Here is a 14,274-nt window from a genome sequence, read left to right as displayed (position 1 = left end):
GGCAGCACACTTTCTCCCATTTCTTGTTGCCGCTCCCGCGTATGGGCGGAATATCTTTGTCGCATGACCTCGAATACTCTGGTTTTCGTCCACGGCACCAATTCCAACTCGTACGGCTGGTCCGGGCTGATCAGCGAACTGACCTTGCGCGGCCACCGGGCGGTGGCCGTCGACCTCCCCGGTCACGGGAACGAGCAGTTCATTCCCCGCGCCTATCAGGCGCCACAGGACCTCGACGCGCTGGCGACCGAGCCGTCGCCGCTGGCGAAGTTCACCATCGAGGACTACGTCGAACGTGTCGTGGACGTGCTGCGCCGCGCCCGCGAGCACGGGCGCGTGATCCTGGTCGGAGCCAGCCAGGGCGGGATCACCGTGAGCAGGGTCGGCAACGCCGTTCCGGAATTGCTCGACCGGGTGGTCTACGTGGCCGCGTACTGCTGCGTCGATCTGCCGAACCTGCACGCCTATCTCGAAACGCCGGAAAACGGCGACAGCCTGCTGCCCCGGGTGGCGGCACTGGCGGTGGGTGACCCGATGACTCTCGGGGTGAGCCGGGTCAACTGGCGTTCGGCCGATCCCGCGGCGATGGAGGCGGTCCGGGAATGCCTGGCGGGCGATTTCACCGACGAGGGACTACGGTGGTTGCTCAACATGCTCGAACCGGACGAGACCGCCACCATTCCCGTGGCCGAAGCCCGAGGACAAGCAGACACCTGGGGCCGGATTCCCCGTACCTATGTCCGGTTCACCCGCGATCGCCTGATCCCGCCCGCGCTGCAGGACCGGTTCATCGCCGAAGCCGACCGCCTCACGCCGGACAACCCGACCGACGTACGCAGCGTCGACGCGCCCCACGTCGGCCCGTTCCACCGCCCCGACCTGGTGAAGCTGTTCGCCGAACTCGCCTGCGCCGAGAAAGGATTCCCCTCATGACGCGATGGCAATGGTGCGTGCCACTCGCACTCGTCGCGGTGCTCGCGGCCTCCGGCACCAGCCAGGCCGCGATCCCGGACGACGCGGTGGTACGGACCGAGGCCGGCGCGGTCCGCGGCACGGTGACCGAGGATGCCCGGGTGTTCCAGGGAATCCCCTACGCCGCGCCACCCGTGGGCGCGCTGCGCTGGCGGGAACCGAAGCCCGCACCGCACTGGAGCGGGGTACGGGATGCGACCCGTCCCGGTCCGCCGTGCCCGCAGGGCCCCGGGGAGATTCCCGGCGGCAGCACCAACGAGGACTGCCTCTACCTCAACGTAACCACGCCGTCCGCCGGCGCGGCGAAACCCCGGCCGGTGGTGGTGTGGGTGCACGGTGGCGGCTTCTACATGGGCGCGGGAAGCAACTACGACGCGCACCGGCTGGCCGCACGCGGTGACGTGGTCGTCGTGACGATCAACTACCGGCTCGGCATCTTCGGATTCTTCGGCCATCCCGGCCTGCCCGGGTCGGGCACTTTCGGGTTGAGCGACCAGCAGGCCGCGCTGGCGTGGGTCCGCCGCAACGCCGCCGCGTTCGGCGGCGACCCGGGCAACGTCACCGTCGCCGGTCAGTCCGCGGGCGCGATCAGCAACTGCGCGCATCTGACCGCTCCCTCGTCGCGTGGCCTGTTCGACAAGGCCGTGCTGCAGAGCGGTTCCTGCGAGACGAGCTGGCTGCGCAACTTCGACTACCGCGGCCAGCCCGCCGACGCGATCTACGAACCGCTGCCGAGCCTGCGGGACCAGGGAAGCCGCGTGGCGGCCGAACTCGGCTGTACCGGCGCGGACGCGGTCGCCTGCCTGCGCGAGCTGCCCGTCGGCGCGTTGATGCCGAAGCTGCAGAAGTTCATCCAGCCGGCGTACGGCACGGCAATACTGCCGGTGAACCCGGCGGACGCGGTGCGCGCCGGGCGCGTCCACCGGGTACCGGTGCTGTCCGGCAGCACCCGCGACGAGACGACGCAGTCCACCGCCCTGTACGACAAGGGCAAGCCGATGGGCGAGGAGACCTACCGGGCGGTGCTCGGCGACACCTTCGGCGACCGCCTGCCGCAGGTCGAGGCCGAGTACCCGCGGCAGAGCTTCGATTCGGCCGCGCTCGCGTGGTCGGCCATCACCACCGACCGGAAGTGGGCGTGCACCCAGTACGGCACCTCGCTGCACCTGGCCCGGCGAGTCCCGGTGTACCAGTACGAGTTCGCCGACCCGGACGCGCCGCTGCTGTCGCCGCTGCCACCCGGGATGCCGATGGGCGCGCAGCACGCGTCCGACCTGTGGTCGCTGTTCGACCTCCGCGGCATCCCGCCGAAGTTCACCCCGGAGCAGCAGCGGTTGTCCGACCAGATGATCGCCTACTGGGCGAACTTCGCGGCGACCGGCGACCCGGGCAACGCCGAGGGTCCGCGCTGGCCCCGGTTCGATCCGGCGGACCGGCAGCCGTACGTGCAGTCACTCGCGCCCGGCGCGGGTGGCGTGCGGCCGGTCGACCTGCCGGCCCAGGACCACTGCCGCTTCTGGGCGGGGTTCGAACGCTGACCCGGGCCAGGCCGAGGCGTCGGCGGCCAGCCACGGCTCGTTCGCCGCGACGGCGGGAGTCGTCCCGGTGAACGCCCGGATCTCGTGATGCAGGTGGGACTGGTCGACGTAACCGCCGTCGGCCGCCACCCGCGCGGGCGCGTCCCCGCGGACGAGGCGGTGGACGGCGTGGTCGAAGCGCACCAGCATGGCGGCACGTTTGGGGGTCAGGCCGAGCTGCGCACCGAAGCGGGACCACAACCGCCCGCGGCTCCAGCCGACCCGCGCGGCGAGGTCGCCCACCCGTGCCCGGCCGCGGCTGCCGACGATCTCCCGCCACGCCCAGACCACCTCGGGATCGGCCCGCCTGCCCCGGTGCAGCCGGGCGGCCAGCTCCGACTCGATCAACGCGAACCGCTCCGGCCAGGAGCGCGCACCGTGCAGCCGTTCCCGCAGGCGTGACGTCGCGTTGCCCCACAGGTCGTCGAGTGCGAGGACGCCGTCGGTCAGCTCACCGAGCACGGCGTACGCGACGACCGGGGACAGGCGGATCTGCACGCACTCCACCCCGTCGGTGCGCACCCTGAACGCGCCGAAGCCGAGGCCGGCGGCCAGCGTCCCCGTCCGCATCCGGCCCTGCGCCCCGTGGATGTCGAACGCGCGATCGCCGAACTCGACGCCCACGGTGACGGCCGGATGGGGAATGGCACGAAGCTCGGTGAGACCGTCCGCGCGGATGCGGAATCCGGCCATGTCCACACCGGGCAGCGCGACCTTCCGCGGCCGCGCGATCTCCCAGCCGGAAAGGTCTCGCACCTGCCCGACTGTACGCGCGGAACATTTCTCCAATACCCGTCGGTCCGGCCACGCGAGGCTGTCGGCATGGGTGCGAAGAAACGCCGGATCGTCCTGCTGACCGTCGGTGCGCTGGCCGTCCTCGTCACCGGGAACACGGTGGCCGTGCTGACCGAGACGGCCGAAGCCGCCGGTGAGCGGATCGTGCGGGACCTGCACGTCGTGCGCCAGGGTCCCGCCGACGCGCCGACCGTCGTGCTGTTGCACGGGCTCGGCGGTTCGACGGGATGGTGGGATCCGGTGCTGCCGGCGCTGCGTGACCGGGACCTGGTGCGGATCGACCTGCTCGGCCACGGCCGGTCGGCGAAACCGGTACGCGGCTACGGCATCGCGGAGCAGGCACGGCGGATCGGCGCCGTGCTCGACGAGCTGGGCGTGCGCCATGCGACCGTCGTCGGGCACTCCACCGGCGGTGCCGTCGCGACGTCCCTGGCCGAGCAGCGTCGTGACCTGGTGGCGGGGATCGGGTTGATCGCCACCGGCCCGCGCGTCGACGCGTTCCTCGGGGAGAGTTTCGCCGGCAGGCTGATGACCACGCCGGTGATCGGGGAGCTGATCTGGCGGCTGCGTTCCGACGGCACGATCCGCGACGCGATGAGCACGGCGTTCACGCGCGAGGTGCGGGTGCCCGACCAGCTCGTGGCCGACGTCGCGGGGATGACCTACCGCGGCCTCACCGGGACCGACGAGGCGGTCAGCGAGTACCTGACCGAACGGCCCGTCCCCGACCGGCTCGCCGGGCTCGGCCTGCCGGCGCTGGTGGTCTTCGGCTCGCGGGACCGGCGGTGGCAGCCCGCGTCCGCGCAGGACTACCGCCGGGTCCCCGGGGCGCGGATCGAGATCCTCGACGGGGTCGGCCACACGCCGATGTTCGAGGACCCCGGCGTCACCGGCACCCTCCTGCACGACTTCACCGGCTGAGCCGCCGGGGCCACCGGCTCACCCACGCGCCAAAGCACGTGAAGGCCACCTTCACCACGTCTGGCGACAGGAACTCGGCCTTCACGCGATCCCAGGTGTCCCGCTGGCATCGCGGGCCACGGCAGTCCCACCAGCCACACCCGTAAGGCAGCAAGGGAGCTTTACTACCCTTCTTCGCCAGTAAAGCTCCCTTGCGCACGCACCCCACGCCCGACTTTGCCGGGGCCCTGACGTCTCACGTGGTGAAGGTGGCCTTCACGTGCCTGTGCCCGACCGGTCGACCAGCGCGGTCAGGCTGCGGACCAGGTCGGCGACCTCCGGCGAGGCGAGCCGGTAGCGGACGAGCCGCCCGTGCCGTTCGGCGGTGACGAGGTCCGCGGCCCGCAGGACGGCGAGGTGGTTCGACACGTTCGGCTGAGTCGTGCCCGAGCGCCGGACCAGGTCGCTCACGCACGTCTCACCCTCGGCGAGCACCTGCAGCATGACCAGCCGGAAGCGGCAGTTCAACGCGCGGCCGAGTGCTTCCAGCCGCTCTTCGGTTCCGTTGCCATCCATCAGTATCCGATGATACCTTGCCGAATATATCAGCAACCCATGATGCTTTGGGGGATTCATGCCACGGAACGCAGTCGTCACCGGCGCCAGCAAGGGCATCGGACTGGCCACCGCCCGAGCCCTTGCCGACGAGGGGTACCGCGTCGTCGCCGGCGCGCGCACGATCAGCGCCGAACTGAAGGAGGTCACCCCGCACGCGGTGCCCGTCGACCTGACGACCGCCGAAGGCCCGGCGCGGCTCGTCGGCACCGCGCTGACCGAGCTGGGCGGGATCGACCTGCTGGTCAACAACGTCGGCGGCACCCGGCCCCGCACGGAGGGCTTCCTCGCCGCCACCGACGACGACTGGCAGTACACCCTGGACCTGACACTGTTCAGCGCGGTCCGCGCCACCCGGGCGGCATTGCCCAGCCTCGTCGAGCGGCGCGGGCAGGTGGTGAACATCGGGTCGGTCAACTCGCGGAAGTCGGCTCCGCACCTGCTGGCCTACTCGGCGGCGAAGGCCGCGCTGGCCAGCTTCGGCAAGGGGGTCGCCGAGGAGTTCGGGCCACGCGGGGTGCGGGTCAACACCATCTCGCCGGGACCGGTGCGCACCGCCGTGTGGACCCAGCCGGACGGCACCGGCGACGTCCTGGCCAGGCAGGCGGGCCTGCCCGTCGAGGAATTCCTGACGACTTTCCCGGCGAAGATCGGCATGTCCACCGGACAGATGACCGAGCCGGAGGAGGTCGCCGCACTGGTGGTCTTCCTGGCCTCCGGCAAGGCGCCCAACATCAACGGCTCGGACCTCGTCATCGACGGCGGCATGCTCAAGGAAGGCTGACCAGCCAGATCGCGGGTTGACAACGCGAAAAAATAGGTTCCAGCCAGCTCTTGCTATCGAACCAGTTGTATCGCACTATCTTCGCAACGGTTTTCGTCGTTCGAAGGGTGCACGATGGCGGCAAAGCGCAGGCTGTACAACCTTATCGACGGGAAGCGGGCCGACAGCCGTGACGGCGGGGAGACCGAGCTGGTCGACCCGGCGACCGAGGAGGTCACCGGCACGGCACCCCGGTCCGGTCCCGCCGACGTCGACGCCGCCGTGGCTGCCGCCGCACGCGCACAGGCCGCGTGGCGCGCCACCACCCCGGCTGACCGGCAGCTGGCACTGCTGCGCATCGCCAACGCCGTCGAGGCCCGCGCGGACGAACTGATCGACGCCGAGTGCGCCGACACCGGCAAGCCGCGCGGGCTCACCGCGACCGAGGAACTGCCGCCCGCGATCGACCAGCTCCGGTTCTTCGCCGGGGCGGCCCGGATGCTGGACGGCCGCGCCTCCGGCGAGTACCTGGCAGGCCACACGTCCTGGCTGCGCCGCGAGCCCATCGGGGTCTGCGCGCAGGTCACACCGTGGAACTACCCGCTCATGATGGCGGTGTGGAAGATCGCGCCGGCACTGGCCGCGGGCAACACCGTCGTCCTCAAACCCGCCGACACCACGCCGTCGTCGACGGTGCTGCTCGCCGAGATCTGCGCGGACGTCCTGCCACCCGGGGTGTTCAACGTGATCTGCGGCGACCGGGAGACCGGCCGGGCACTCGTCGAGCATCCCCGCCCCGACCTGGTTGCCATCACCGGCTCGGTGCGCGCCGGACGGGAGATCGCCGCGGCCGCCGGGCTCCGGCGCACCCACCTGGAGCTGGGCGGCAAGGCACCCGTGCTGGTCTTCGCCGACGCCGACCTCGCGGCCGCCGCCGAAGGCATCGCCGAGGCCGGCTACTTCAACGCGGGCCAGGACTGCACCGCGGCCACCCGCGTGCTGGTCGCCCGCGAGGTGCACGACGAGTTCGTCGCGGCACTGACCGAACAGGCCCGCGCCACCACCGTCGGCCCGCTCAACAACGCCGCCCAGCTCGCCAGGGTGAGCGGCTTCGTCGACCGCCTGCCCGCCCACGCGACCGTCCACACCGGAGGCGAACGGGCAGGCGACCGGGGCTACTTCTACCGGCCGACCGTCGTTTCCGGACTGCGGCAGGACGACGAGGCCGTCCAGGAGGAGATCTTCGGCCCGGTCATCACCGTGCAGCCGTTCACCGGCGAGGACGAGGCGATCGCGCTGGCCAACGGCGTCGACTACGGCCTGGCCTCCTCGGTATGGACCCGCGACCACGCGACGGCCATGCGTACCAGTGCCGCGCTGGACTTCGGCTGCGTCTGGATCAACACTCATATCCCCCTCGTCGCGGAGATGCCGCACGGCGGTTTCAAGCACTCGGGCCACGGCAAGGACCTCTCGCTGTACGGCCTGGAGGAATACACCCGGATCAAGCACGTGATGAGCGCACTATGAGCATTCCGACGATCGAGATCAGCGGCGACCCGCACACGCGGGGAACGCAGTACGGCGAGCAGACCCGCGAGGCCGTCGCCACCGCGATCGGGTACTACACCGAATCGCTCGGCAAGGCCACAGGCCTGACCTGGGCACAGATCCGGGACAAGGCACGGCGCTGGCTGGAGCCCGCCCGCGAGTTCGCCCCCGAACTGGTCGAGGAGATGGACGGCATCGCCGCGGGCGCGGGCGTCCACCCCGGCGACATCCTGGTGCTCAACGTGCGCGGCGAGGCCAGCTACGACCCGACGTTCCGCGACGTACCGGACGGCTGCACCTCGTTCGCCATGACAACCGCCAGCGGCGACGGCCACGTCTACTGTGGACAGAACTGGGACTGGCGGGACGGCGTCCGGGACACCGTCGTCCTGCTCCGGATCGTGCAGCCACCCAAGCCGACGGTCGTCATGCACGTCGAAGCGGGCCAGGTCGGCAGGCAGGGCGCCAACTCGGCGGGGATCGGCCTGAACGCCAACGGGCTCGGCGGCCGCTTCGACGCGACGATGGGCGTCCCGCAGACGCTGATCCGCCGCAAGGCGCTGGACTGCGCGTCGCTGTCGGACGCACTGGACGTCCTGGTCCGCACACGCGGGCACATCGCCAGCAACGCGCTGCTCACCCATCGGGACCGGTTCGCGATCGACGTCGAGACCACGCCCGGCGCCTGCGGCTGGATGTACCCGGACGACGGTCTCCTGGTCCACGGCAACCACTTCCAGGCGTTCGTGCCGCCCCAGCTCGCCGCCGAGCACCGCCCGTTCTCCCCTGACTCGCTGATCCGCGTACCCAGGGCGACCGAGGGCCTGCGGCGCTGCGCCGACGCCACCGACCCGGCCGAGGTCCGCAAGCGCATCCGCACCGCGCTGTCGGATCATCTCGGCTACCCGGACTCGCTGTGTGCCCACCCCGACCCGGCCCGCGAGCCGGTGCGCCGCTGGGCCACCCTGCTGTCCAGTTGCGTCGACCTGACCGCCGGCGAGTACCGGGTGACGCCGGGCAACCCGTGCGCGAACGAGTACCAGCTCGCGCCGTGGAACCTCTACGACGGCCCCGGCGAGGTGCGACCGTGAGGCGCCGCTGGGCGGCCATCGCCGGACTCGCCGCCGTCACCACCGCCTGCTCCGGCGCGCAGGCCATCGACCCCGGCGCCATCCGGCTCGACGACACCACCCCGCGGGCGTCCGGCGCCGTCGACAACGTCACCTGGCTGCTGGCGTCCGAACCCCGCAGCCTCGACCCGGACCGCAAGGGCGGCACCAACGAGGGCACGGTCACCGCGAACATCTGCGACCGGCTGTTCCAGCTCCAGCCCGACCTGTCCCCCAAGCCGCACCTGGTCGCGCGCTTCGACTATCCGGACCCGCGCACGCTCGTGCTCACCCTGCGCGAGGGCGTCCGCTTCCACAACGGGAGCACGATGACCGCCGACGACGTGGTGTGGAGCCTGCGCAGGCACGCCGAGCCGAGCAGGCAGCAGGCCGACGAGTTCGGCAACGTCACGGCGATCGAGGCGACCGGCCCGCTCACCGTGACCGTCCGGTTCAGCAAGCCGGACTCGATGTTCCAGCAGGCCCTCGCCGGTGACGCCGGCGTGGTGTACGACCGCGAGTACGTCGAGCCGCTCGGCAAGGACTACGGCACGCCGAGCAGCGGCGACGGTTGTTCCGGCCCGTACCGGCTGGCCCGCTGGCGCTCCGGCACGGACCTGGTGATCGAGCGGGTCGACGACTACTGGGACCCCGCCGTCCGCCCGCTCGTGCGGACCGTGACGTTCCGCTGGGCCGACGACTCCACCGTGGTCAACAACCTGACCACCGGCGCCGCCGACGGCACCTACCTCAAGTCGCCGACCCCGGCGGTCCCGCTCACCCGTAACAGCGACATCTCGGTGTTCTACGGCCCGACCACGGCCGTCTGGTCGCTGATCCCGACCGCCCGCGGCGCCATGGCCGACACCCGGGTGCGGCGCGCGCTGTCGCTGGCGATGGACCGTTCCGGCATCGCGAAGGCCGGATTCACCGGGCTGGCCCAGCCGTGGAAGGCACCGGTCGGCTCGGGTTCGTGGAGCTACCAGCGCGAGCGGTTCGCCGCGGCCTACGACCGGCTCGGCGGCGCACCGGCCAGCCCGGGCGACGCCGACCTGGCCGAGGCCGCCAGGCTGGTGCGGGAGGCAGGCAGTCCGGCTAAGCCGATCGTGGTGGCCAGCGACGGCAGCCAGGCCCGCTCGGTGGTCGCCAACGCCGTCGTCGACGCGGCGCGGCGGATCGGGCTGACCGCCGAGATCAGGACGATGTCCAAGCAGCAGTTCTCCGCGATGTACACCGACGAGGCCGCCCGCGCGGACATCGACCTGAGCCCGGAACCCTGGTACATCACCAAGAGCGACCCGATCGGCTTCTACAAGAACGCCGCCACCGACGCCCCGAACAACTGGGTGGGCTACTCCTCGCCGGACTACGACCGGCTGATGACCGAGGCACTGCGGGCGCTGGACGACGGTGAGCGCGCCCGACTGGCCATCGAGCTGCAGGACCGGTTCACCGCCGACGCCGTGTGGATCCCGCTGGTGCAGGTCCCGAACGTCCTGGTGCTCAACCGGAAGCTGACCGGCCCGCCCGCGTCCATGGCGTTCGTGAGCTACCCCTGGGCCGCCCACCTCGGCGCGAGCCGGACGGAGGACTGATGCGCATCGTCCGCAAGACACTGGGGCTGCTGGTCACGCTGCTGGTGACCTCGTTCGTGGTGTTCGCAGCGATGTTCGCGGCACCCGGCGACCCGGCCGCGTTCCTGGTCGGCGGCCCGGACAAGGCCACCCCGGAGAACCTGGCCGCGGTCCGCGCCGAGTACCACCTCGACGAGTCCCTGCCCGCCCAGTACTGGCACTGGCTGACCGGGGTGCTCCAGGGCGACCTCGGCCGCTCGTTCCACTACGACGAGCACGTGCTGGACCTGATCGCCGCCCGCGCGCCGACGACGCTGCTGCTGGTCGCCTACGCCACCGTGTTGTTCGTCCTGCTCGGCGTCGGGCTCGGGGCACTGGCCGCCGTCCGCCGCGGTGCCGTCGACTCCGCGGTGGTGACCTCGACGACGCTGGCCTCGTCGATCCCGCAGTTCGTGGTCGCCATCGCGCTGGTGTCGCTGTTCGCCGTGCAGCTGGGCTGGTTCCCGGTCAGCGGCACCGGAACCGGCCTGCTCGGCACGCTGTACCACCTGACGCTGCCCGCGCTGTCGCTGGCGCTGGGCGCGATCGCCATCACCACCCGGATCACCCGGCAGACGATGGTCGAGCAGTTCTCCCGCGACCACGTCGAGGCCGCCCGCGCGGCCGGGCTCAGCGAACGGGCCATCGTGTGGCGGCACGTGTTCCGCAACGCGCTCGGCCCGGTGCTGACCATGTGCGGCCTGATCACCGCGAGCCTGCTGGCCGGGACCGTCGTGGTGGAGACGGCGTTCGGGATCAGCGGCGTCGGTTCGCTGCTGGTCAACGCCATCAACACCCAGGACTTCCCGATCACCCAGGCCGTCCTGTTGCTGATGGTGGCCGCCTACGTGCTGGTGACCACGCTGATCGACCTCGCCTACCCGCTGCTCGATCCGCGGGTCCGCGCCGAGAGGAGCGCGTTGTGACCGTGCTGACGTCCACAGTGGACATTAAGAAGCGGGGTATCGCGGCCGGGATCTCCGCCGGCTTCCTCGGGATCGTGGTGATCGCCGCGGTGTTCGCCCCGTGGATCGCCCCCTACGAGCCGGACGGCATCGACCTGTCGGCCACGCTGGAGGGGCCGAGCTGGCAGCACCTGCTCGGCGTCGACCAGTCCGGGCGCGACCTGCTGTCCAGGATCATCTGGGGTGCGCGGGAAACGCTGCTCGGCCCGCTGGCGCTGCTGGCCATCGCCGCCGTGCTCGGCGTCGTCCTCGGCACGGTGGCGGCCTGGCGTGGCGGCTGGCTGGACACGGTGATCTCCCGGCTGACCGACGTGATGTACGCGTTTCCCGGGCTGCTGTTCGTCGTGCTGGTGGTGGCGGTGTTCGGCGACGGCATGGTCACCGCGGTGATCGCGCTCGGGCTGGCGTTCGCGCCGACGATCGCCAAGTTCACCCGCAGTCTCGCGCTGGCCGAACGGACCCGGCCCTACATCGACGCCTACCGCGTGCAGGGCGTCGGCGGTGTGCAGCTGTGCACCCGGTACCTGGTGCCGAACATCGCCCCGGCGATCCTCGGCTACCTGGTGGTGCTGTTCGGTGAGGCGCTGATGGGCCTGGCGACGTTGAGCTACCTGGGTTTCGGCGCGCAGCCGCCGAGTGCCGACTGGGGTCTGATGGTGCAGGAGGGCCAGCCCGCGCTGGTGCTCGGCGCCGCGCTGCCGGCGCTGGTGCCGGGCCTGACCATCGCGCTGGTGGTGGTCGCGTTCAACGTGGTCGGCGTCCGGCTGGCCGACCGTCTCAAGCCTGGAGGCCGCTGATGTTGCTGGAGATCTCCGACCTGACCGTCGAGGTGGGCACCGCGCGGCCGGTGCTGCGGGAGGTGTCGCTGCGGGTCGCGGCAGGCGAGGTGGTCGGGCTGGTCGGCGAGTCCGGTTCGGGCAAGTCGACGACGGCGAAGGCGGCGCTGGGCATGTTCCCCGCCGGGGCACGGGTCCGCGGCGGCGTGCGGTTCGCCGGCACGGACGTGCTGGCACTGGACGGCGCGGCGCTGCGGCGGCACCGGGCGCGACGGGTGGCGATGGTCCACCAGGACCCGCGTGCCGCGCTCAACCCGATGCGGCGGATCGGCGACTTCCTGGTCGAGCGGCAGCCGGATCTGTCCAAGAAGGACGCCCGGCGGCGAGGCGTCGAGCTGCTCGGCAGAGTCGGCCTGCGCGAACCGGAACGCCGGATGCGGCAGTACCCGCACGAGCTGTCCGGCGGGATGCTCCAGCGGGTCGTGCTGGCCGCCGCGCTCGCCCGCGAACCGGAACTGCTGCTGGCCGACGAGTCGACCAGCGCACTCGACGTCACCACGCAGGCGGAAACGCTGGCGCTGCTGCGGTCGGTCCAGGCCGAACGTGGGCTCGGTGTGTTGTTCGTGACCCACGACCTGCACCTGGCCGCCGCCTACTGCGACCGGGTGTGTGTGCTCTACGCGGGACAGGTCGTCGAGGACCGGCCGGCGGCGTCGCTGTTCACCGGGGCGCGGCATCCGTACACGACCGGCCTGCTCGACTGCGCGCCCGCGCTGGGCGAGCACCGGCCGATCGTGCCCATTCCCGGTCAGCCGCCGTCACTGGACGACCTGTTGCCGGGCTGCCCGTTCGCGCCGCGCTGCGGGCAGGCCGAGGCGGAGTGCGCGGACTGGACCGTGCGGATGCTGCCCGCAGGCGACGGCGAGGCGGCCTGCCGGCGGATCGACGACCTGGTGAGGGAGCCCGCATGAGCGTGTTACGGGTGGACGGCCTGCGAAAGACGTTCGGCGACCTGGTGGCCGTCGGCGACGTGTCGTTCGAGCTGAACGAGGGCGAGGCACTCGGACTGGTCGGCGAGTCCGGTTCGGGCAAGTCGACGCTGGCCCGCATGCTGGTCGGCCTGTTGCGGCCGGACGCGGGCACGGTGACCGTGCACGGCGAACCCCGCGAGTACCGCACGCGGGGCAGGGCGGCACGGCTGCACCGGGCCAGGCAGCTGCAGATGGTGTTCCAGGACCCGTACCTGTCGCTGGACCCGCGGTTGCGGGCGGCCGACTGCCTGCGCAGGGTCCTGCGGCTGCACGGCAAGGACGAGTCCACTGTGGACGCCCTGCTGGCGCGGGTGGGGCTCGGCTCCCGGGAGGCACAGGCCCGCCCCGGAGAGCTGTCCGGCGGGCAGCGGCAGCGGCTGGCGATCGCACGGGCACTGGCCGTCGAACCGGCCGTGCTCGTGCTGGACGAGGCCGTCGCCGCGCTGGACGTGTCGATCCAGGCGCAGATCCTGCGGCTGCTCGACGAGATCCGCGAGGAGTCCGGCGTCGCGCTGTTGTTCGTCAGCCACGACCTGGCGGTCGTCGGTCAGGTGACGCAGCGGACGATGGTGCTGCGGCTGGGCGAGGTGGTCGAGTCCGGGCCCACCGGGCAGGTGCTCGGTGAGCCGCGGCACGACTACACGAAGCTGTTGCTGGCTTCCGTGCCCGGACCCGGATGGGATCCCGCCAGGGTGGCGGAACTGCGCCCGGCGTAGAAGTCGTCCAGCAGGCGGACCAGATGCGCGAAGGTGGGGTGATCGTCGTGCATCCACTCGGTGTGCCCGGCGCCCTCGATCAGTTCGAGGCGCTTGGGTTCGCGGGCGCAGGCGTAGAGCGAGTAGGCCTCCTCCGGCGAGTGCAGGCCGTTGCGGGCGCCGTGGACCAGCAACAGGGGACGCGGCGCGATCCGGGCCGCGGCCAGCTCCGGGCGGAAGCGCAGCAGCAGGTCGCCGGATTCGAGGCTGACGCCGGAGCCGAACCCGGGCGCGCGGTAGAGCTCCGAGCTGACGTAGCCGTCGGTTCCGGTGTCCCGGTCGAGACGGACGATGTCCCATGGCGAGGTGATCTCCGAGCGGCCCAGCTCGGCCCTGCGGCCGCGGTCGCCGTCGATCCGCTCCAGCAGGCTCGTCCAGGACCGCTCGTCGTGCATGCCCCGGACCGACCGGGCGCCGTCGCCGATGCCGTTGACCGCCGCGACGGCGGCGACCCGCGGATCGTCGGCGGCCTCGGCGACCACCACCCCGCCGCCGAGCCCCCAGCCCAGCAGGAAGATGCGGTGCGGGTCGACCAGGTCACAAGCGGCGAGCCGGTCGACCGCGGCGCGCACGTCGTCGACCCAGTCCTGCGGGGCGAGGCGGCCGCGTTCCCCCTCGCTGGCGCCGAACCCGCGGTAGTCGAACGCCAGCACGGCGTAGCCCAGCGGGACCAGCGCCCTGGCGAACCGTTCCGGGTGGATCACCTTCAGCCCGCCGTAGCCGGACGCGACGACCACCACCGGCAGCGGCCCGGTCGCGCCGGGCGGCAGGTGCAGATCGGCGTCGACGCGAGCACCGGAGCTGAAGAACGGCAGCTGTTTTCGTGTCATGTCAACGATGCTGCTCGGTGGC

14 protein-coding genes are annotated in these 14,274 nt (G+C 71.7%); 11 read left to right on the top strand and 3 right to left on the bottom strand.

Going from position 1 to position 14,274, the window contains the following annotated elements; genetic code table 11:
• Positions 1-63: 63 nt before the first annotated feature.
• Positions 64-933, top strand: a complete 870-nt coding sequence (locus EWH70_RS27445; RefSeq protein WP_130478412.1) for an alpha/beta fold hydrolase — start codon at positions 64-66, stop codon at positions 931-933.
• Positions 930-2,510 carry a carboxylesterase/lipase family protein gene (locus tag EWH70_RS27440; protein ID WP_130478411.1) on the top strand — a complete coding sequence of 527 codons (1,581 nt, stop codon included), beginning with the start codon at positions 930-932 and terminating at the stop codon, positions 2,508-2,510. Before EWH70_RS27445 ends, EWH70_RS27440 begins: the two co-directional genes overlap by 4 nt.
• On the opposite strand, the gene EWH70_RS27435 is transcribed toward EWH70_RS27440, so the two are convergent.
• Entirely contained in the window at positions 2,424-3,305 is an 882-nt protein-coding gene (locus EWH70_RS27435) for a helix-turn-helix domain-containing protein (RefSeq protein WP_240687256.1), read from the bottom strand. The two genes, EWH70_RS27440 and EWH70_RS27435, sit on opposite strands and share 87 nt — an antisense overlap.
• Positions 3,306-3,371: 66 nt before the next feature.
• Here EWH70_RS27435 and EWH70_RS27430 point away from each other — a divergent pair, with 66 nt between their 5' ends.
• Positions 3,372-4,265 (top strand): alpha/beta fold hydrolase, encoded by an 894-nt coding sequence (locus tag EWH70_RS27430; RefSeq protein ID WP_130478410.1) that lies wholly within the window; start codon positions 3,372-3,374, stop codon positions 4,263-4,265.
• A 255-nt stretch (positions 4,266-4,520) separates the two neighbouring features.
• Here the strand turns inward: EWH70_RS27430 and EWH70_RS27425 are convergent, their stop codons facing one another.
• Complete coding sequence (locus EWH70_RS27425) at positions 4,521-4,820, bottom strand: ArsR/SmtB family transcription factor (RefSeq protein WP_165436441.1); 300 nt, start codon at positions 4,818-4,820, stop codon at positions 4,521-4,523.
• Positions 4,821-4,878: 58 nt separating this feature from the next.
• Between EWH70_RS27425 and EWH70_RS27420 the strand changes: the two genes are divergently transcribed.
• From EWH70_RS27420 to EWH70_RS27385, 8 genes are all read left to right on the top strand, one after another.
• Positions 4,879-5,643, top strand: a complete 765-nt coding sequence (locus EWH70_RS27420) for an SDR family NAD(P)-dependent oxidoreductase (RefSeq protein WP_130478408.1) — start codon at positions 4,879-4,881, stop codon at positions 5,641-5,643.
• 114 nt (positions 5,644-5,757) lie between these two features.
• Positions 5,758-7,152: an aminobutyraldehyde dehydrogenase gene (locus EWH70_RS27415; RefSeq protein ID WP_130478407.1), complete on the top strand. Its 1,395-nt coding sequence runs from the start codon at positions 5,758-5,760 to the stop codon at positions 7,150-7,152.
• The gene (locus EWH70_RS27410) at positions 7,149-8,264 is read left to right on the top strand and encodes a C45 family autoproteolytic acyltransferase/hydrolase (RefSeq protein WP_130478406.1); all 1,116 of its coding nucleotides are present in this window, start codon (positions 7,149-7,151) and stop codon (positions 8,262-8,264) included. The genes EWH70_RS27415 and EWH70_RS27410 overlap by 4 nt, the downstream gene beginning before the upstream one ends.
• Positions 8,261-9,877, top strand: coding sequence for an ABC transporter substrate-binding protein (locus tag EWH70_RS27405; protein WP_130478405.1), 1,617 nt, complete (start codon positions 8,261-8,263; stop codon positions 9,875-9,877). The genes EWH70_RS27410 and EWH70_RS27405 overlap by 4 nt, the downstream gene beginning before the upstream one ends.
• On the top strand, positions 9,877-10,821 hold the full coding sequence (locus EWH70_RS27400; RefSeq protein ID WP_130478404.1) for an ABC transporter permease: 945 nt from the start codon (positions 9,877-9,879) through the stop codon (positions 10,819-10,821). Before EWH70_RS27405 ends, EWH70_RS27400 begins: the two co-directional genes overlap by 1 nt.
• On the top strand, positions 10,818-11,657 hold the full coding sequence (locus EWH70_RS27395; protein ID WP_130478403.1) for an ABC transporter permease: 840 nt from the start codon (positions 10,818-10,820) through the stop codon (positions 11,655-11,657). The genes EWH70_RS27400 and EWH70_RS27395 overlap by 4 nt, the downstream gene beginning before the upstream one ends.
• Positions 11,657-12,607, top strand: coding sequence for an ABC transporter ATP-binding protein (locus tag EWH70_RS27390; protein ID WP_130478402.1), 951 nt, complete (start codon positions 11,657-11,659; stop codon positions 12,605-12,607). Before EWH70_RS27395 ends, EWH70_RS27390 begins: the two co-directional genes overlap by 1 nt.
• On the top strand, positions 12,604-13,383 hold the full coding sequence (locus EWH70_RS27385; RefSeq protein ID WP_130478401.1) for an ABC transporter ATP-binding protein: 780 nt from the start codon (positions 12,604-12,606) through the stop codon (positions 13,381-13,383). Before EWH70_RS27390 ends, EWH70_RS27385 begins: the two co-directional genes overlap by 4 nt.
• On the opposite strand, the gene EWH70_RS27380 is transcribed toward EWH70_RS27385, so the two are convergent.
• Positions 13,305-14,252: an alpha/beta hydrolase gene (locus EWH70_RS27380; RefSeq protein ID WP_130478400.1), complete on the bottom strand. Its 948-nt coding sequence runs from the start codon at positions 14,250-14,252 to the stop codon at positions 13,305-13,307. The two genes, EWH70_RS27385 and EWH70_RS27380, sit on opposite strands and share 79 nt — an antisense overlap.
• Positions 14,253-14,274: the final 22 nt, after the last annotated feature.

It is taken from the genome of Amycolatopsis suaedae (assembly GCF_004214935.1).
GTDB classification, from domain to species: domain Bacteria; phylum Actinomycetota; class Actinomycetes; order Mycobacteriales; family Pseudonocardiaceae; genus Amycolatopsis; species Amycolatopsis suaedae.
The sequence above is the reverse complement of the archived record's forward strand: the minus strand, read 5'-3'. Positions and strand labels throughout refer to the sequence as shown.